The 21,484-nt window shown below is 30.1% G+C and carries 13 protein-coding genes, 2 pseudogenes and 2 riboswitches; of the genes and pseudogenes, 13 read left to right on the forward strand and 2 right to left on the reverse strand.

Translation table 11 applies throughout. From position 1 onward, the window contains the following. Positions 1-230 precede the first annotated feature (230 nt). Together CLLI_RS05500 and CLLI_RS05505 are read left to right on the forward strand one after the other, a co-directional pair. Entirely contained in the window at positions 231-4,082 is a 3,852-nt protein-coding gene (locus CLLI_RS05500) for an LPXTG cell wall anchor domain-containing protein (protein ID WP_106063233.1), read from the forward strand. Between the two features lie 81 nt (positions 4,083-4,163). Continuing rightward, positions 4,164-4,826 (forward strand): class D sortase, encoded by a 663-nt coding sequence (locus CLLI_RS05505; protein WP_106063234.1) that lies wholly within the window; start codon positions 4,164-4,166, stop codon positions 4,824-4,826. 117 nt (positions 4,827-4,943) lie between these two features. Here the strand turns inward: CLLI_RS05505 and CLLI_RS05510 are convergent, their stop codons facing one another. Then, complete coding sequence (locus CLLI_RS05510; RefSeq protein ID WP_106063235.1) at positions 4,944-5,672, reverse strand: tRNA lysidine(34) synthetase; 729 nt, start codon at positions 5,670-5,672, stop codon at positions 4,944-4,946. A 186-nt stretch (positions 5,673-5,858) separates the two neighbouring features. Beyond that, positions 5,859-5,941, forward strand: a riboswitch (cyclic di-GMP riboswitch). 76 nt (positions 5,942-6,017) lie between these two features. Here CLLI_RS05510 and CLLI_RS05515 point away from each other — a divergent pair. The 10 genes and pseudogenes from CLLI_RS05515 (at position 6,018) to CLLI_RS05560 (ending at position 17,036) form a co-directional block, all read left to right on the forward strand. Then, entirely contained in the window at positions 6,018-6,392 is a 375-nt protein-coding gene (locus CLLI_RS05515; protein WP_106063236.1) for a response regulator, read from the forward strand. Next, entirely contained in the window at positions 6,382-7,017 is a 636-nt protein-coding gene (locus tag CLLI_RS05520; RefSeq protein WP_106063237.1) for a chemotaxis protein CheC, read from the forward strand. The genes CLLI_RS05515 and CLLI_RS05520 overlap by 11 nt, the downstream gene beginning before the upstream one ends. Then, the gene (locus CLLI_RS05525) at positions 7,010-7,945 is read left to right on the forward strand and encodes a sensor domain-containing diguanylate cyclase (protein ID WP_106063295.1); all 936 of its coding nucleotides are present in this window, start codon (positions 7,010-7,012) and stop codon (positions 7,943-7,945) included. Before CLLI_RS05520 ends, CLLI_RS05525 begins: the two co-directional genes overlap by 8 nt. A 59-nt stretch (positions 7,946-8,004) precedes the next feature. Then, a complete protein-coding gene (locus CLLI_RS05530) occupies positions 8,005-8,781 on the forward strand; it encodes a prepilin peptidase (protein ID WP_207655081.1) in 777 nt (258 codons plus the stop codon). A gap of 69 nt (positions 8,782-8,850) precedes the next feature. Beyond that, a riboswitch (purine riboswitch) is annotated at positions 8,851-8,948 on the forward strand. A 105-nt stretch (positions 8,949-9,053) separates the two neighbouring features. After that, entirely contained in the window at positions 9,054-10,508 is a 1,455-nt protein-coding gene (gene guaB, locus CLLI_RS05535) for an IMP dehydrogenase (protein ID WP_106063238.1), read from the forward strand. A gap of 923 nt (positions 10,509-11,431) precedes the next feature. Beyond that, positions 11,432-11,626, forward strand: a pseudogene (locus tag CLLI_RS05540) (zinc ribbon domain-containing protein); the annotation flags it as partial. A gap of 217 nt (positions 11,627-11,843) precedes the next feature. Next, positions 11,844-13,340, forward strand: a pseudogene (guaA, locus tag CLLI_RS05545) (glutamine-hydrolyzing GMP synthase); the annotation flags it as partial. 232 nt (positions 13,341-13,572) lie between these two features. Continuing rightward, positions 13,573-14,919, forward strand: coding sequence for a glucose-6-phosphate isomerase (locus tag CLLI_RS05550; RefSeq protein ID WP_106063240.1), 1,347 nt, complete (start codon positions 13,573-13,575; stop codon positions 14,917-14,919). A gap of 13 nt (positions 14,920-14,932) precedes the next feature. Beyond that, complete coding sequence (locus CLLI_RS05555) at positions 14,933-15,394, forward strand: YaiI/YqxD family protein (RefSeq protein WP_106063241.1); 462 nt, start codon at positions 14,933-14,935, stop codon at positions 15,392-15,394. A gap of 436 nt (positions 15,395-15,830) precedes the next feature. Further along, entirely contained in the window at positions 15,831-17,036 is a 1,206-nt protein-coding gene (locus CLLI_RS05560; protein ID WP_106063242.1) for an RNA-guided endonuclease InsQ/TnpB family protein, read from the forward strand. 59 nt (positions 17,037-17,095) lie between these two features. On the opposite strand, the gene pulA is transcribed toward CLLI_RS05560, so the two are convergent. Beyond that, positions 17,096-19,243, reverse strand: a complete 2,148-nt coding sequence (pulA, locus tag CLLI_RS05565) for a type I pullulanase (protein ID WP_106063243.1) — start codon at positions 19,241-19,243, stop codon at positions 17,096-17,098. 183 nt (positions 19,244-19,426) lie between these two features. Here pulA and CLLI_RS05570 point away from each other — a divergent pair, with 183 nt between their 5' ends. Next, positions 19,427-21,433, forward strand: a complete 2,007-nt coding sequence (locus CLLI_RS05570; RefSeq protein ID WP_106063244.1) for a triple tyrosine motif-containing protein — start codon at positions 19,427-19,429, stop codon at positions 21,431-21,433. The last annotated feature ends 51 nt before the right edge of the window (positions 21,434-21,484 follow it).

Genomic DNA, 21,484 nt, shown 5'->3' on the forward strand with positions numbered 1-21,484 from the left:
TCCCTTTTCTTCATACATTTTTTGCACAAATAGATAAGGCTGTTAATTTATTGACAAATACTGATAAAACAATAACAGGAATTATAACGGTTTCGTTTACAAAAATGAAGCCGTTTTTTTTATATTTAATTCAGAATATAGCAAAGAAGGTTATAAGTGTAAGCAGGAAGGAATAAAGATAAAGAATAGATACCAATATAATTGAATAATGAAAGGGGGGTGGATTAAAAATGTTCAGTAGAAAAGGCAAAAAAGGTAAGCTTAGTATAATTTTTATGATAATTTTAACTCTGTTATCTCAGCCATCACTACCGGTACAGGCCTTTGGTACAGATGGTGCAGAAAATAAAATGATTGATACTATTAAGTCTGTGGTTGTAAAGGATTCATCGGGAAATATAATTGATGAAAATACTGAATATCCAATAGAACAAGGTTCAAAAGTATCACTGTTTTACACTTGGGAAATTGAAGACAGCCAGGGGGTTAAGGCAGGAGATTATACTGAAGTCCAGGTTCCAAAAGCATTCAGTATATTCAATTATGTTGAAGGAGATCTTATTTTAGAAGATGGGCAGTCAGTAGGCAGGTTCTATTTGAGCCTAGGTGGTAAGTTGAGGCTAGTATATAATGAATATGCTGAAAATCATTCTGAAGTATCAGGAACAGTACAATTCAACAGTGAATTCAATAAACAAGTCATTAAAGGTGAGAATCCGGTAAAAATAGTTTTCCCTATTTATGAAGGCTATGAAAAGGAACTAGTAATAAGGTTTAAACCTAATAATGTATCGGGTTCTGTAGCAAAGAGTGGTATGGCAAATAAGAAAGTCAATGGGGACAAAATCGCATGGACTATAGATGTAAACAAATCCTTAAATAAATTGGATAATGCAGTGGTAGAAGATATTTTAGGAGAGGGATTGCATCTTGATAAAGATTCAGTACAAGTTCACAAATTAAATGTAGATCTGGATGGAAATGCCGCTGAAGGGGAAACAGTTTCCAAAGATGCATATAAGGTGAATGTGGTTTCGGACGGATTTAAAGTGGAATTGGGTAATATCAATAATGCCTATAGGATAGTGTATAATACTGATATTGCTGATAACACTAAAACTATATTTGATAACAAAGCCAAGTTTCAAGGAGGAGAATCGGAAGCTAAAGTAACCGTAACCAAAGGTAAGACAATAGAGAAAAAAGGAACAGTTGATAAATCCTTTAACGGAAAAAAAATCACATGGACTATAGATATAAACAAATCCTTATCTGATGTTAAGGGAGCAATAGTAAAGGATAGTATAGAAGCAGGATTGAGTCTGGACAAAAGCTCAATAAAGGTATACAAATTAACCTTGGATGACAATGGAAATGTAATTGAGAAAAGTCCTGTTAATGCTTCAGATTATACGGTAGAATATGATTCTAATGACAAACCTTTAAGTTTTCAAGTTAAATTGGGAAATATAAGTGATGCATATCAAATAGAATATGATACTGAAATCACGAATATGACTAAGACCAAATTTACAAATAAGGCAAATTTCTTAGGAACTGAAACTTCTGCTGCAGTTGATATAAAAAGAGGAAGCAAAATAAAGAAAAGTGGAGTTCCTGTAATAGATTATAATGAAAAATACATTACATGGACAATTGATGTAAACACAGCTGAGGAAGAAATAAATAATGCTATAGTTGAAGACACCATTGGACCTGGATTGAGCTTAGTGAAAGATTCAATTAAGGTGTATAAATTGAATTTTAATGATAACGGAGATGCTATTCCAAACGGTGAAGTGGAAAGTAGTAAATACACAGTAACTCCCGATCAAAATGATTCTAATAAATTTTCAGTAGGATTAGGGACTATAAATAGTGCCTATAGAATAGTTTATCGTACTGATATTACAGATAATGATAAAAATGGGGGAAAAGGGTTCATAAATCAAGGAGTTATAGATGGCATAGGTACAGGAAATGTATCAGTAGATGCAGAAATAACAAATAGTTTCAATAAGTCAGCAGATGGCAGTATAGATTATGCTGAAAAGACCATGGGCTGGAAGATAACAGTAGATCCTAAGAGGGAACCAATCAAAGGTCTTGTTATAGAGGATACATTCCCAAGAGGTGGGCTTACTATGCTGCCAGATACTTTTGTAGTTAAAAATGGTAATGCTGCATTAATCAAGGATGTTGATTATAAATTCCAGGCTAATGTGGATGGAGATTGGACTAAAGGATTTAAGATAAGCTTTTTAGATGATGTTAAGGATTCAATTTATACAATCACCTATAAAACCAAATTTGATCCTTGGCAGGTATCAAAGGCTCATAGTCAAGCAACATACAGCAATAGCGCAGGATTTACCTGGGATAATATAAAAGAGCCCATTGACAAGAATGCAACGCAAACTATAACAAGTATTTCAAGTAGCAATGGAAGTAAATCAGGTACATTGGATAGAGACAAAAAAGAGATTACTTGGAATATTAACTTAAACTATCTATCTAAGAGTATGGATAAGATTATAGTAGAGGACAACATAGAAGGTAATCAAATACTGGATAAGGATTCAATAGCTATCTATGACTATACAGTTGAAGCAAATGGAAACATGAAGCTTGGAAGCTTGGTTGATAGAGGTAAATATAGTGTAGAAGGGGCTTCTGATAGGGTTCTTAAGATTATAATTAATGGGCCAGTTCATAGTCCATATAGGGTTGTATTTAAAACTAAACTTGTAGGTATGTCCCAACATGAATATGTGAATACAGCAACTGTTGGGGACATTGATTATAAGGCAAAGGTTAGCTATTCGGATTCAGAAAATTTTATTGAAAAAAGTGGTAGCCAGCATGGAAAGGAAATTAGTTGGCTGATTACTGTAAATAAGAGCTTGTCAGAAGTTGAAAACGCCATTTTGGTGGATACTCTAAGTGCTGGTCATGAAGTTATAGAAGATAGCTTTATTGTGAATAGGGCATCAGATAATGCACCTTATAAGAATTTTAAAATAACAGTTAGTCCTATGGATTTAGCAACAGGCACTCAGACTTTTAAACTTGAGTTTTTAGAAAAAATCAATACAATGTATAAAATTTCATACCGAACAAAAATTACAACAGATGTAGACTATTCCAAGCTGTCTAATAAAGCATATTTCGAAGGTGATGGTATAACCACAAAGAATACACCTTTTGAAAAAGAAATAGTTGTGAGAATCACAGATGGTTCAGGAACAGGAAGTGGTAAGCTAGGCAGCCTGAGAATAATGAAGGTTGATGGTGATAACCTAAAAACCAAGTTAAAAGGAGTAGAATTTAGTCTGTATGATTCCAGTGGAAAGCTGGTGGGAAAAGCAAGAACAGATGGGAATGGTATTTTAGATGTTCCCAGATTGAAATTTGGTAAATATACCATAAAAGAAATAGGACCATTATCGGGATATCAAATACTTGATGAGGATAAGAATATAGAAGTAGTTATAGATTCTGAACAGGCGAAAGAGATAGTTGTGAAGAATTATAAGTTAGGTTCATTAGAACCAATAGAGCCAGTTAAAGAATATGGTTCAATAAGCATTAAAAAATCAGATAGCAAAGACGAAACAAAATTATTATCCGGAGCAGTATTTGAAGTTAAGAACTCAAAAGGAGAAGTGGCAGCAAAATTAACTACAGGTCTTGATGGTTTAGCAAAGATAGATAATCTGCCATTTGGGGAATATAAGGTAGTGGAGATAAAGGCACCTGTAGAATACAAACTTGATTCAAAGGAAATAAAGGTAACTATAAACAAGGATAAGCCTAATATTGAGCTAAAAGTTTTGAATGAAGAGGATGAGTCAACAGACATAACTATTCCAGAAAAACCTAATAATCAGGGTAAAGATGGAGGAAAAACAAAGAATCCAGGTACAAAAACTCCTTCTGGAAATGAGAATGTGTATCCTAAGGATGGTTCAGGAAAATTGCCAAAGACAGGTGAAAGCAGTAATGCAGGTTTATATTTGGCGGGATTGGTATTGGTAGCCTTAGGTGTAGGCTTAAGGAAAAGAAGAAAAGGCATATCATAATTGATTAAAGGCAGAGGAAGTCTCTGCCTTTTCCAACTGGATTATAATGTTTAATAATGGAATAAGGGCAGGAAAGATAAAGTGAAAAGAAGAGTTATTTCAACCTTAACTATAATTATAGGGTTAGTTTTACTGGTATACCCTAAAGTGTCAGAAGTTTATAATAATTATCAACAGAAAAAAATTGTAAAGGAGTGGCAGCAAAGCTTGGGGAGTAGTGAAGAAATTATGGACAATGGAGTTGGCAGCATTTTACCAGGTAGTTTGGAGAGTGATAAGGACTCTGGAGATGAGGAAGAGAAGAATAGGAAAAATGAAAAAAAGCTAACAGAAGGGTACACGAAAAAAAATATAAAGGGTATGCTGAAAATCGAAAAAATTAATTTGAATCTGCCAATATTGAGTGGAGCTATAGAAGAAAACCTTAAAATATCTGTTGCAAGCATAGAACATACAGGAAATGCTGGAGAGTTTGGGAATTATGCTATAGCAGGGCATAGAAGCCGTACTTATGGAAGAAACTTCAATAGGCTTGAGGAAGTTGAAATTGGAGATATAATAGAGGTGGATAAAGGGGAAAAGATATATAAATATACTGTAGTAGAAAAACTGTTTGTTAAACCAGAAGAAACATGGGTATTAAATAATAATAAAAATATAAAGGGAATAACGCTGGTAACATGTCATCCTATGGTAGATAACCCTACTCATAGGTTAATAATAAAAGGAAAGATTTTGGATTAAAGCATCAAGTAATTATAAAAGCTTTCCATTAATGGGTTAAGGCTGTTATGGAATATGAACAATCTCTTAAAATACAGCCTTTTTTGTTTCTGGAGTTGGTAAAAAAATATAATATTTTTACCACATATTTTTTAAATCTACATTTGTTAATGATGTTAATATCTTTTTTTGAGCATCTGGATATAATTTTTCTAATTTGATAAGTAAATTTTTCATTTCTTCTCTTGTGGTTTTCTTATCCTCAGGACATAGATTTTTAATTATTGGAAAATTATTATCTTGTACAAATTTTTGGATGAAATCCTCTCTTATCTTAACTAAAGGTCTTATAATATTTATATCCTTATCCCTATAGTAAATATTAGGATGAAAGGTACCTAGTTTTCCTACTTTTAAAACATTCATAAATAAGGTTTCTATTACATCATCACTATTATGGCCTAAGGCCAATTTATTAAGATCATTAGCCTTAGCTACCCTTATTAAAGCACCCTTTCTTAATTTTGAGCATAGTGAGCAAGGATTTTTTTCCTTTCTTTCGTTAAATACCACATGGGCTATGTTGGTTTTTTCTATTATTAATGGTATTTCATTTTCATCACAGAAGTTTTTTAAAGGGGAAAAATCCATACCTAAATCCATATCTATAGTAATCCCTGTTATAGTAAAGTCTTTTATAGCTGTTAATTGAATTAATTTTAATACGAATAATAAAAATACACTATCCTTTCCACCGGATAAGCCTACTGCAACTCTATCTTCTGATTTTATCATTTTATAGGTTTCAATGGTATCTCGCACATCTCTTAAAAACATTCTATTGTATTTTCTTTCAAAGGTTATCATAAAATATTCCTCCTTGTGATAATATTTTTAATATATAATATAATATCTAAATTGTCTACTAAATTAAAGATAAAGAATGATTATGGAAAAAATATTATGATAAACATAAAAATTAGGATAAATAACTATTGAAACAATTTTTATAAAATGATAATATTTAACTATTGTAAATTTGAATAATTTAAAAGTATATGGGGAACTGTGAAGTACATATTTAACCTGGGCATCTTATATGTACGGAGTTAGTGATGCAACCTACCCTATATTCATAGTTTTTATGAATATAGGGCTTTAATTTTATAGGAATAAATTAATCCATATTGAGTGTAGGAGGCATGTGTTAAAATGGATATTTTAATTATCGATGATTCCACTTTTTCTCAAAGGATACTAGGAAATTTAATTGCAAAAAACCTAGATGATGTAAACACCTATTTTGCAAAGGATGGAGAAGAAGGATTAGAAAAATACAAAGAAATTAAACCTGATTATACATTTGTAGATTTATTGATGCCAAAGTTAAATGGTGAACAATTAATAAAACTAATAAATGAATATGATCCTAATGCAAAATTAATTGTGGTTTCTGCGGATGTTCAAAAGAGTATAAAGGAAGAAGTAAATTCATATGGTGTAATGGCATTTATAAATAAGCCTATTACTGAAGAGAAAGCAAAATACATATGTGAAATGATAAGGAATGATAAAGATGAAGGATAGAATAGAAAGAGAAGATATATTAAAAGAATTATTTAACATAAGTGTAGGTAAATCAGCAAGTATGCTATCCGAAATAATTAATAGAAAAATATTATTAAATGTACCAAACTTAAAAATTTTGGATTTAAATGAAAAAACAATGGCTTTAGATAGTTATCTTTCATCAGTGGTGCAAGGAACCATAATGGTATCCTCCATAGCCTTTGAAGATGAAATGAAAGGAAAGGCAAGTTTAATATTCCCAGCCGATAAAATGAGAACATTTATAAACCTATGTTTAAATGAAAATGATGAGAATCAATTATGTGACATGAACTTTACGGATATAGATTTCGATATTATAAAGGAAATTGGGAATATAATATTAAACTCAATTATTGGAGAAATAGGAAATTACCTAAAAATAAAATTAAGTTATACTTTACCAGAAGTAAAAATGTTCAACAAAATAGATTTTGAAAAAAACATAAAAAGCGAAGAGTACGCTTATATTATAATGCTATATATAACCTTTAAAATAGATGATTCGGAAATAGAGGGAGCTATAATAATTAATCTCACTTTAAATTCATTAAGTGGATTATTAAACAAAGCAGGAATGATAGAAGATGACTTCTGTGAATAGAATTTTATATAGTATATTGGATAACATAGATGAAGGAATAGTAATATTAGATGAAGATTCGGAAATTTTACTTTGGAATAGTCATATGGAATGTTTGACTCATATTAATGGGAAACAAGCGATAAATAGTTGTATATATGAGGTTATTCCAGGTTTAAATAAAGGTTATTTTAAAGAGACAATAAATTGCGCATTAAATGATGGAAGAAAGATGTTTTTTTCAGCAGCTATGCATAAAGATTTACTAAATAATAATAAAAATTTGAATTTAAAGGTAAGTAGAATAGAGAAAGATAATTTAAAATTTGTACTTATGGAATTTATAGATGTGACAAATCTATTCTTGCGTATTGATCAGTTAAAAAAATATGTTAATGAATTATATATTTTAAATAAAGAATTAAAGGAAAAAGAAAGAACTATTAATAAATTAGCTTACTATGATGGGCTAACAGGTGTAGCAAATAGAGTTTTATTCTATAAAATTGCGGATAAATTTTGTATAAATTCTAAAAGAAGCGGTAGTCTTTTAGGACTAATGTTTATAGATGTTGATAAATTTAAATGTATAAATGATACATATGGACATATAAAAGGCGATGACGTTCTTGTTCATGTAGCTAAAATATTAAAAAAATCTACTAGAAAAGGTGATATAGTTGCTAGATTTGGTGGAGATGAATTTTTAATATTATTACCATTTGTAAAAAATTATCATGATTGTGAAATTGTAGCCTCAAGGATTACAAATAGTAATAAAGTTTTATTATGTGGTAGTGATGAAATAAAAATATCATTAAGTATTGGTATTAGCATATTATCTAATGATAGTAATGATATGGATGAACTAGTACTACAAGCAGATAGGGCAATGTATAAAGCTAAAAGCCAAGGTGGAAATGGATACTATTCATTTGTAGAATGTTAAGGTGATATGTATTTTATTCCATAGCAGACATGTTTGAAAGTAAAAAAGGAGTAGATAATATGATGGATTATTTATTAATTTATTATATTTTTTCTTTTATTATAGGAAGCATAATAGGCAGCTTTTTAAATGTATGTATATATAGAATACCTAAAGGTGAGAGCATAGTATACCCTCCTTCTCATTGCCCAAAGTGTAACAACAGATTAAAATGGATAGATTTAATCCCCATAATAAGTTATATATTTTTAAAGGGAAGATGCAGATATTGTAAAGAAAAAATATCTATTAAGTATGTATTAATTGAGTTTTTTACAGGAGTAGTATTCCTATTACTTGCAATTAAATATGGCATTTCATTAGACTATTTAAAATATGCAACATTATTTTCTTTGCTAATTGTTATTAGTCTTATCGATATGGAAACGATGAATATATATCTTAGTACTACATTAACAGGTATTGTTTTTGGATTGATATTTTTAATTGCTCAAGGAGTTTTAGAAAATTACATTTTAAAGGAGTATATGTATTATATTTCTGGTGCTATAATCCCTGCTGGAATTATAGCATTAATAATATTGTTAACTGGAGGCATGGGATGGGGCGATGTAGAGATATGCTTTATATCTGGTTTATTTCTTGGATTAAAACTTTCCATTGTTATGCTTATAGCATCATTTATAATAGGAGCTTTAATTTCTTTAGTGCTTATTTGGGGTAAAAAGAAAACCAGAAAGGATTACATACCCTTTGGACCATTCATAGCATTGGGAACTTTATTTGCCTTAGCATTTGGAGATAAATTATTATTATGGTATTTAAATTTGATATAAAAAGTTAAAAAATTATAAATAATAATTGACAAATTTCAAAATTACAAATAGAATAATGTAAACAAGTTGTTTTAAAGTGCATATTCTACTCATATATCCCCTGAATATGGCAGGGAGTATCTACCGGGATCCGTAAATTCCCGACTATGAGTGATTTAGGTTTGTCGTATGGGCATGCTAATTTCACTTATGGTTATAAGAAAAATCAGCATGTTTTTTTGTGTATAGGTAAATATAAATGCAGTGTAAATTATAATAAAGGAGTGTATACAATGGCAATTATATTAAAAAAGGGCTATACCTTTGATGACGTTTTACTTATCCCTAATAAATCTGAAATACTACCTAAAGATGCTATTTTGGCTACAAATTTAACTAAAAAGATAAAATTAAGTATACCTTTAATGAGTGCAGGTATGGATACTGTTACTGAATCAAAAATGGCTATTGCTATAGCAAGAGAAGGCGGCATTGGCATAATACATAAAAATATGACTATAGAACAGCAGGCAGCTGAGGTTGATAGAGTAAAAAGGCAAGAAAATGGAGTAATTACAGACCCTTTCTTTTTATCACCAGAAAATACTATACAGGATGCTTTAGATCTAATGGGCAGATATAGAATTTCAGGAATCCCAATAACCATTGATGGAAAACTGGTTGGCATAATAACTAATAGAGATATAATATTTGAAACAAATTATTCTAAAAAGATTTCAGAAGTTATGACAAAGGAAAATTTAATAACTGCTCCGGAGAATACTACTATAGATGGAGCTAAACAAATATTAATGAAGCATAAGATTGAAAAGCTTCCATTAGTAGATAAAGATTATAACCTAAGAGGACTTATTACTATAAAGGATATAGAAAAAGTAAGAAAATTCCCTAATAGGGCTAAGGACGAAAAAGGAAGACTTTTATGTGGTGCGGCTGTAGGCGTAACAAAAGATATGTTAGAAAGGGTAAAGGCTTTAGTAGATGCTAATGTAGATGTAATAACTATTGATACAGCTCATGGTCATTCCCAAGGAGTATTAAATGGAGTAAAAACAATAAAAGAAAAATATCCTGATCTTCAAATTATTGCAGGAAATGTTGCAACAGCTGAAGCTACTAGGGATTTAATACTTGCAGGAGCTGATTGCATAAAGGTAGGTATAGGACCAGGTTCTATTTGTACTACTAGAATTGTAGCAGGAGTAGGAGTACCTCAATTAACTGCAATTATGGATTGTGTAGAAGAAGCTAATAAATATGGAGTTCCTGTTATAGCTGATGGTGGACTTAAATATTCGGGAGATATAGTGAAGGCTTTAGCAGCTGGCGCCAAGGTTTGTATGATGGGTTCTATGTTTGCTGGTTGTGAAGAATCTCCAGGAGAAACAGAAATATATCAGGGAAGAAGCTATAAAGTATATAGAGGAATGGGTTCATTAGCAGCTATGGCTTGTGGTAGTAAGGATAGATATTTCCAGGAAGATAATAAAAAACTAGTTCCAGAAGGGGTAGAAGGAAGATTACCATATAAAGGACCTGTTTCTGATACTATATTTCAGTTAATTGGCGGAATACGTTCAGGTATGGGGTATTTAGGAGCCAAAACTTTAGAAGATTTATATAAAACATCTAGATTTGTGGAACAATCATCAGCAGGACTTAGAGAAAGTCATCCACATGATATATCAATAACTAAAGAAGCACCAAACTATAGCGTTAATCAATAATTTGGAGGTAATTATGGAAAAAGAATTAGTTCTTGTAGTTGACTTTGGAGGTAACTAAACAGTTACAGAAACCTTGATGAAGTTTATAAAACTTTAAAAGTTTTTTATAACTTAGCCTCCCATATTCGTAAAGAGTATGGAGCGATGCATATTATGCATCCAAAATCCTTTGAACTGCTGGAAGTTCCTAAAGCTTAACTAACTACAACGTAAGGATGAAATAAGCCTAGACGTGAATGTTGCGAAAGTAGAAAAAATAGTTAAGATGGCATATGGTTAAATCCTAAGTGCTAAAGTAATGGATAATCAGCAGCTAAGACTCGAATAGAGTAAAGTTCAACGACTATTCCGTAAAGGAAGTACACTACAAGCTATTGGTAGTGGAAGTGGAGGATACCGATTAGGTAAGAGGTAAGAAGTAAGAGTTAAGAATTGAAAGTATAACTGTTCACTCTTCACTTTTCGCTCTTAGTTAAATAAGGTAATGATATAGTCTACGCTCGTATCCGAAAGGTCGAGGCACTCGCGTAAGCGAAATGGCATCATAGGAGTAGCGTTCTATGGTAAATATAATAAACTTTATAAATGTTCTTTGAAAACTTTATATAACTTTATAAAAATAACACTCTTTTAAAAAGTACAGATGTAATCTCTTAAAATCATAATCAATCATCTCTTATAATTTTATTATATGGTTATAATAAGATTATGGAAAGTGAGGTGAAAAATAATGATAAAGGCAGTAAAAATAAGATTATTTCCAAAAAGAAAATGCAGTCAATATTGAAAAAATAGGTAAAGTAAAATATAAAACAAATTATGATATACCTATTTTACCTAATTATAATAATCCAAGATGTCATTTTGACGGCAAGTACTGGTATCTAACATTAGGGTTTGAGCATGACGAAAACCAAGTTGAGCTTAATGGGATAGAGTTTGTTCAGGTAGACAGATTTTATCCTAGCAGTAAAACCTGCTCTTGTTGCGGAAATGTTAAAAAAGACTTAAAACTTAAAGATAGAATATATGTATGTGATATTTGTGGATTAGAAATGGATAGAGATAAAAATGCTTCAATAAATCTTGGTAGTTACAAGGCACTCGAAGGGGTATAAAATAGTATAAATGGTGATTTTGAAAAGTTATACTATATGTATCCTGCGTTGTGGGAGAATTTAAGTCCTTGGAGAGTTACACCAAACTAAAGTAGAATAAGCAATTATTCAAAATAGAACTCTGTGAATAGGAAAGGTTATTTAGTAATGAATAACATAAGTAAAATTTATAAAGTTATATAAGGTTTTTTATAGACATTTATAAAGTTTATGCAACGGTCAATATAATCAGCTTATAGCTAGACGTGTTAGAGAAAACAATGTTTATTGTGAAATAATTTCATATAGTTATTCAATAGATAAAATAAAAGAAAAAAATCCTAAAGGGATAATTTTTACAGGTGGACCTAACAGTGTTTATGGAGATAATACTCCAAAAGTAGATAAAGAGATATTCAATTTAGGAGTTCCTATACTTGGTATATGTTATGGACAGCAGTTAACTTCATATATTTTAGGTGGAAAAGTTCAAAGTGCGGAAATTAGAGAGTATGGAAAAACTGAAGTTAAATTGGATAATAGTTGTCCTTTATTTAATGAAATTGAAGAAAGTGAAGTATGTTGGATGAGCCATACAGATTTTGTATCAGAAGCTCCACAGGGGTTTAAAATAGTAGGAACAACTTCACAGTGTCCAGTAGCTGCTATGGCTAACGAGGAAAAGAAAATATATGGAGTACAGTTTCACCCGGAAGTTGAGCACACTCCTTTTGGCAGAAAAATGTTATCAAACTTTTTATTTAAGGTGTGTGGATTAAAGGGAGATTGGTCAATGACTTCTTTTGCAGAAGAAAAAATAGCTAAAATAAAAGAATTAGTTGGAGATAAGAAAGTGATTTGTGCACTTTCAGGCGGGGTGGATTCATCTGTTGCAGCTGTACTTGCACACAAAGCTATTGGAAAACAGTTAACTTGCATATTTGTTGATCATGGTCTACTTAGAAAGGATGAAGGAGATCAGGTAGAAAGTGTATTTAAACAGCAGTTTGATATGAATTTAATAAGGGTTAATGCTCAGAAAAGATTTTTAGGTAAACTAAAAGGTGTATCTGATCCTGAAAGAAAGAGAAAAATTATAGGTGAAGAATTTATAAGGGTATTTGAAGAGGAAGCTAATAAATTAGGAGAAATAGATTTTTTAGTTCAAGGAACTATTTATCCTGATATAGTAGAAAGCGGTACTGGTGCTTCAGCTACAATAAAGAGTCACCATAATGTTGGAGGACTCCCAGAAGATATTCAGTTTCAGCTTATAGAGCCTTTAAGAGAACTATTTAAGGATGAAGTTAGAGCAGTAGGTGAAAAACTTGGAATTCCTCATAAATTAGTATGGAGGCAGCCATTTCCAGGACCAGGTCTTGCTATAAGAGTACTTGGTGAAGTAACTGAAGAAAAATTAAAAATAACTAGAGAAGCAGATGCTATTTTCAGAGAAGAAATAGCTAATGCACAGCTTGATGAAAGCATATGGCAGTATTTTGCATGCCTTCCTAATATACGTTCAGTAGGGGTTATGGGGGATGAAAGAACTTATTGTCACACTATAGCTTTAAGAGCAGTAACATCTTCAGATGCAATGACTTCTGAGTGGGCTAGAATACCTTATGAGGTTTTAGATAAAGTTTCTAGAAGAATTGTAAATGAAGTTAAAGGAGTAAACAGAATAGTTTACGATATAACTTCAAAACCACCTTCAACAATCGAGTGGGAATAAGAATTCAAATAATAAATAATAAATAATAAATAATAGTGCCTTAGATGTGCATAGATTTGTAGTGCATTTAAGGCACTTTCTTATCATGCTAGTTTACAAAAATTACAAATTTCCCTTGATTTAAAGATCTCATTATAATAAAATTTATATAGTAATGTTTTGATTGGAAGATTATATTTATAATGTTTTTAAGCAATAATACTATATAAGACTTTTTTAGGAGGAAATTTATATGAAGAAAATAAACTTGGATTTAAGCTATGCTAAACCTTATTTGGAAGAAGAGGAGATATATAATTTAGAGCCTCTAATAAAAGAAGCTCATAAAATGCTTCATGAGGGCACAGGAGCAGGAAATGATTTTTTAGGGTGGGTTGATTTACCTGTAAATTATGATAAAGAAGAATTTAGAAGAATAATAGAAGCATCAGAAAGAATTAAAGCTAATTCAGATATTTTAATTGTCATTGGTATAGGAGGTTCATATTTAGGAGCTAGGGCTGCAATTGAAATGTTAAGCCATAGTTTTTATAATAATTTAAATAAAGAGAGAAGAAAAAACCCGGCTATATTCTATGTAGGGAATAATATTAGCTCAACTTATATGGCAGATTTATTGGAGCTAGTGGATGGAAAGGATTTTTCAATAAATGTTATATCAAAATCCGGAACTACTACAGAACCAGCTATTGCTTTTAGAATTTTTAGAGAATTGGCTGAAAAGAAATATGGAAAAGAGGAAGCTAAAAAAAGAATATTTGCTACCACTGATAAAGAAAAAGGAGCATTAAAATCTCTAGCTCATAGTGAGGGATATGAAACCTTTGTAATTCCTGATGATATAGGTGGACGATATTCTGTTCTAACAGCAGTAGGACTTTTGCCAATTGCGGTAGCAGGAATCAATATTGAAGAGATGATGAAAGGTGCTCAGGAGGCAAGGGAAGACTTTATGGAATTAGATTTAAGTAAAAATCCTTGCTATAAATATGCTGCGGCAAGAAATGCTTTAAATAGAAAGGGTAAGAACATAGAAATTATGGCTAATTTTGAGCCTTGTTTACATTATTTTGGAGAATGGTGGAAACAACTTTATGGGGAAAGTGAAGGAAAGAATAGAAAAGGAATATTCCCAGCAGCCGTTGATTTTTCTACAGATCTTCATTCCATGGGGCAATATATACAGGATGGTTTAAGAATAATATTTGAAACTTTTATAAATGTAGAAAATCCAAGGAAAAATATAACCATTAAGGAAGATAAGGATAATGTGGATGGGTTAAACTTTTTAGCTGGTGATACTATGGATTTTGTGAATAAACAGGCCTTTGTGGGAACAGTATTGGCTCACAATGATGGAGAAGTTCCTGGCATAGTTATAAATGTTCCAGAGTTAATTCCCTATTATTTTGGATATATGGTTTATTTCTTCGAAAAGGCTTGTGGCATAAGTGGATATCTTTTAGGAGTTAATCCTTTTAATCAGCCAGGTGTAGAGGGGTATAAAAAGAATATGTTTGCTCTTTTAGGTAAACCAGGTTACGAAGAACTTAAAGAAAGTTTAGAAAAAAGATTATAGAAGGGAGAAGAGTGTGAGAATATTAGTAGATGCAGATGCATGTCCGGGAAGAGATTTAATAGAAAAAGCAGCAATGAAATATGAAATTGAAGTTATAATGTATTGTGATATGAATCATATTTTACGCAGCGATTATAGCGTGGTAAAGTATATAGAAAGCGGTTTTCAAAGTGTAGATATGGCTATAGCAAATGTAGCAAAAGCAGGAGATATAGTGGTAACTCAAGATTATGGAGTTGCAGCTATGGTTCTTGGGAAAAAGGCTTATGCAATAAGCCCTAAGGGCCGTATTTATAGTGATGAAAATATAGATAGATTGTTATTTGAGAGACATATTAGTGCAAAAGTTAGGAGAGGTGGAGGAAAAACTTCTAATCATCCTAAAAAAAGAACTTCTGAAGATGATGAACGTTTATATAAAAACATGTTGCTATTAATAAAAAAGCACAGGGAGAAAACAGATAACAGATTATAGGGCAAAGATTACAGAGTATAGATGACAGTTAAGAAGACATTTTTTCACTACACTGTGGGAAAGTTTAAATTTTAAATAATAAAGAATAAATAATAGATATGGAGAATTTTTCTCATTGATATTGCGAAAAGTTTTTAATTGAAATTTTATTAACTTACCCTGAGGGTAAGGTTTCATTATTTATTCTTTATTAATTTTTATTTATTATTTTAAAAAGTGCATTGCACTTTTTAACATAATGGGCGGAATTCTTTCATCCTCTTATGTGGGAGATGGATAGCCCTCTTATTATTTTAGGTTCAATACATAAAATAATAATTTCTCGATGAATTATCATAGATTATATACCCTAAATAAGGAGTAAGGCTATAAATATGGTAAACAAATGAATTTAGATACAAGTATAGGGGAAGAGTAATAAATGAGGTGAAAATCTGTGATTAAGAAAAATAAGGGGTATAGATTTAGGCTAAAACCCAATAAAGAGCAAATGATATACTTAGAGAAAGCTTTTGGTTGTAGTAGAAAAATGTATAACTTATATGTTGATATGCTATATAAACAGCTTCATGAGAAAAATTTTATTAATGGAAAAATTGATTACAAGGCTATAGACTTGCCAACACCAGCAATAATAAAAAAAGATTATGAGTATATGAAAGAAATAGATTCATTAGCTTTTGCAAATGTACAGCTTAATTTTAGGGATGCCATAAAAAAATACAATAGTGAATTTGATGGTAAAACATACTCAAAAAAAGCATTGAAGCAAGTTGAAACTTTAGGCAAAGAATTAACATTCAAGGACTTAAAAGGTATTCCAAACTTCAAAAGTAAAAGAAAAAACCAGGATTCTTTCACCACCAATAATCAAAATGGCACTGTATCAATAGTAGATGAAAAGTATGTTAAGATACCTAAATTAAAAGAGCCTATTAGATTTGTTAATCATAGACAATTACCTAAAAACAGCATTATAAAAAGTGTTACATTATCAAAGAATTGTAGGAATCAATATTATATAAGCTTTATAGTAGAATATTATACTCCGGAAAAGCAAACTCCTTCAAAAATAATTCTAGGATTAGATTATTCTCAGCATGATTTTTATGTAGATAGCCAGGGCAGGAAAGCCAACTACCCTAAATATTACAAAAAGACTGAAGAAAAATTAAAAAAAGAGCAGCAAAAGTTAAGTAGAAAAGTATTAAAATCTAATAACTGGATTAAACAAAAAAGGAAAATATCAAAAATACAAAACAAAATATCAGAACAAAGAAAAGATTGGCTTCATAAAAAATCATATAATCTAGCAAAGGCATACGATGCGATAATAGTAGAAGATATAAACTTAAGAGCAGTAGGACAATGCTTAAAGCTAGGTAAATCATTAGCCGACAATGGGTTTGGAACATTTAGAAATTTTCTAAAGTATAAGTTAGAAGATAAAGGAAAGCAACTTATCAAAATAGATAAATGGTTTCCATCTTCCAAAATGTGCAGTAATTGTGGAGCTATGAAAGAAAAGTTACAGCTATCAGATAGAATATATAAATGTGAAAATTGTGGCTGTATTATAGATAGAGATTATAATGCAGCACTAAATATAAAAGAGGCTGGTTCTGCCTTGTTAGCTTGGTAAACTTATCTTCATTAAAAGGTATTACCCAAGAAACCACCACTTCTAAAGTGGTGGTGAGTTCACTCATTAGAATACAAAATAGTCATGCTAATAGGTTCTAATTCAATTTTATCTCCTTCTATTATTTTTAATGGAGATAAGCTGATTTTATCTCGGGTGCCTATAAGGTTCCAAGAATTATAAGGTATATTTAATATTCCAGCATTTTTATTAGGATTATATATTATAAGGATACTTTTCCAGGGGTCTCCATTTGCATGATCTTTCAAAATAAAAGCCACTATATTTTTTGGTACATTATTTAGAAATATAAGATGATTTTTTATATCTTCTTTTTTATTCATTCTAAAGCCTGCATGTTCTTTTCTTAAGTTTATTAGATCTTTATAATACTTACATACATCTAGGAATAAAGCTTTTCTATGCCAATCTATACAATTGATACTATCAGAAGATTTAAAACTATTTTCTATCATAGATTTTGTTCTGCAAAATTCCACACCAGAATGTAAAAAAGGAATACCTTGACTGGTTAATATAATTCCATTGCATAGCTTATGCATATATTTTTTATCTTCTAAGCTTTCATTTTCACAACTAAGGTTTATTTTATCCCATAGGGTATGGTTATCATGACAAGAAACATAATTAATTGTTTCACAGGGATTAGAAAAAATTCCATTATCGCCATCGGTAAACTTTAGAGATGCAGTAATACATATTTTTAATAAGCATTCCATGTGATCTTTACCTGTAGCATAGCCTGTATCTTTAGGGATAAATATACTTCCCTTTATAGTATCTCTAATCATATCGTTAAAATGGCCTATATTAGGCATCTTAGATGAATTTTCTTTGCAAGCTTTTTCATCATCCCTTAAATTTGTTTTTAGGTTCCAACCTTCACCGTAAAGCATTATGGAGGGATCAATAGTATCTAATTCTTTTCTTATAGAATTCATAGTTTCTATATCATGTAATCCCATTAAATCAAATCTAAAACCATCAATATGGTACTCTTTTACCCAAAACTTTATGGAATCTATTATAAATTTTTTCATCATTAAATTTTCTGAGGCAGTATCATTATTACATCCACTGCCATTGGACATAGAACCATCCTTGTTGTATCTAAAATAATACCCGGGAAATATTTTCTGAAAGTTATTATCAATTCCATCCCATAAATGGTTATAAACCACATCCATGTTTACACAAAAACCTTTTTTATGTAGTTCCATAATTGTTTTTTTTAATTCATATATTCTGCAATAGGGATTGAAGGCATCTGTAGAATAACTGCCTTCAGGAACATTATAATTTTTAGGGTCATATCCCCAATTGTAATCTATGGGATTTTTTTCATCTACACTCCTATGGGAAAAATCGAATATTGGCATGAGTTGAATATGGGTTACTCCAAGTTCTTGAATATGAGCTAATCCAGTACTAATATTATGGCTTGAATAGGTATTTTCTTCAATAATACCTGTAAACTTACCTTTATTTTTAATACCGCTATCAGGGTGGCTAGATATATCTCTTACGTTTACTTCATATATTACTGCATCTGTAAAATATCTAGGCCTAGGTGAGCTGTCATTATACCAATCATAAGGATTAGTCTTATTTAAATCTATAATGGCCCCCCTAAAGCCATTAATACCCACAGCTACAGTATAAGGATCTACAGCTTCATAGATGTCATTGTATATATCTACTTCATAAGTATAGTAATATCCATCTAGATTGCCAAGTACATCACAATACCATAATCCATTTGGGTGTTCCTTCATATTTATTTTTTCAGGTTTTTCTCCAGTAAATGATTCACTTTCTTTATATATTAAAACATGTAGGTTCACCGCAATAGGGCACCATATTTTAAAACTGGTATGATCCTTTGTATAATTGTAACCAAGTTCTGAAGAACAATAATATCTATTATTAAATTCCTTTGTTGAAAATAAGCTGTAATAACTAGCTTTAATTTTTAAGTTTTCATATATAACAAAGGATTCTTCTTTTATATTTATTGATGAGCTTAAAGTAAGTTGAAATTTATTTTTTATGACTTCATAACCATCAATTTTTAATATACTATCTCCATTTTTTATAATAATATTTTGAATTTTAAAATTTAAAATATCATCAACTATAAAATTTATTTTATTAAAGCTTGTTACAACAAGATCATATATATTCATTAGCTTATTCCTCCTTAAAGGTAACTAACATAATAATATTAGATATTGGTTGAAAAGTAAATAAAGACCTATTACAAAATATGGAATCATAGTATAATATATTATAGGGGCATCATAAAGTGTAACTAAGTTTAAAAAGAGTTTTAGAAATACTAGTTATGAGATAAACGGGAGATGAGTTATATGAATGAGATTAACATTAATTTTAATTTAAATAGTCCTCAGGAGAAGAAAAAAGAAATAATAATAAAGGCTGAAAGTATTTTTGAGGAAAGTTTATTATATAAATTTTTTATAGGGTGTAATGGATTATGGAGTACTTTGCAGGATTTTCAAGAGAATAGCAGTATTAAATGGTTTCCAGAGGAAGATGGCAAATATACAATAATGGTACAAGCTAAGAAGTTAAATAGTGATAAGATATTTGATTATATATCTAGAGCAGATTTTATAATAGGAAAAATAGAGGAAAAGTTAATATCTTCTATTGAGATAGATAAGAAGGAACTAAAAATTGGTGAAAAACTTAATATAACAGTAAATCCTAATAAGGTTCCTATTATGTATAGATACTGGCTTAGGGAAGAATATAATTGGAATATGATAAAAGATTACTCGTCAGATAATAACATAAGCTTAACTACAAAGAAACCAGGTAAAAATGAAGTACTAGTAGAATGTAAAGATATTTATTCGGAAAATAATTATGATGATTTTAATAAAGTAGAATTTAATGTTTTACCGCTAAAGGGTATAGAAATAAAAGATTTTAAATGTTTATCTACAGAATTATTATGTGGTTCTGAACTAGTTTTTCAGGTGGATGTCAGCAGTGAAGATAATAGAACCATGCTTTATAAATTTATAAAAATAGATTCTCATGGAAATTTTTTTTGCATACAAGATTATTCTACTAAGAGAATTGTAAATTATATTGAAAATGAAAGTGGGGAATATAGAATTTTATGTTGTGTAAGAGATATGTATTCGCAAAAGGAATATGATGATAGAGCTATAATTAGTTTTAATGTAAAAAAATACAAAGAAATAGAGATAAAAAATTTTACAACTGATAAAATATCTCCACAAATTTGTGAAACAGAAATCTTTCTTAAGGCAGTGGTATATGGTGGTAAAGATCTATTATATAGATATATAATAGATGGAAATCATGGAGATGATTCAGGTTATATAAAAAATGATAGTTACCAATGGATTACAAAGATGCCTGGTGAATATAAAATTACACTATGGGTAAAGGACAGCTCCTTTGAAGGTAATTATGAAGCAAAAAAAGAATTATATTATGTTATAGATGATAAAAGTAAGGAACCTGTAAATATTGATGATATAATACTGGATAAGGGAGATAAGATTTTAGTAAATGATACTCTTACTATAAAAGTAAAAGCTTCTGGTGGCATGGATTTAAGATATAGTTTTATTATAAAAAGAAATGATGAAGAAAAAGGAACAATGGTAGACTATGGCACTGCTAATTGGATAAGGTTTACACCAGAAAAGGCTGGCAAATATCAGTTAGAGATAAGAGTAAGGGATAAATTTTCAACAAGGGAATTGGATAGCCATGCTGTAGTATATATTGAAGCAGGGGAATATTTTCCTGCTATCATCGATTATGTATTATATCCACTAAAGGAATATTTCCTTTGTGGTGATAATATTCCAGTACAAGTTATAACTAAAAATACAAAGGATATTCTAGTAAAATATGTTTTAAGAATAAATGGGCATAAAGCTGAGGAAAGCGATTATGCATTTAATAAAAAATATATGTTCACCCCTAAATGTAGTGGTGAATATATACTTCAGATATATGCAAAAAATAATAAAAGTAATGAACTTTTTGATAGCAAAAAGGATATTAGAATAATAGTTAATGAGGCATTACCTGTAACGAATACAAAAATAAAATGTAATAAAAACAAAATATGTGATAATGAACCTGTGATATTTTCTGTGGAAAATAGCGGAGGAAAAGATAATATTTATGAATTCTATTTAATGGAAAAGAATGAATGGATAAAGGTGCAAAATTATAGCAAGAAAAATTATTATAGCTTTATTCCATTTTCAAAGAGTAAATATAAAATATTAGCCTTATGTAAAAGTAATTATAAAAAGTGTGCTTATGAAGACTATGATATTTTTCAGTTCTTTGTAGAATAAATATATAAAGTTGAAATATTTAATTACGATAATATAATAAAGTATTTTTAA

This window comes from Clostridium liquoris, assembly GCF_002995785.1.
In the GTDB taxonomy this organism is placed as follows: domain Bacteria; phylum Bacillota; class Clostridia; order Clostridiales; family Clostridiaceae; genus Clostridium_AO; species Clostridium_AO liquoris.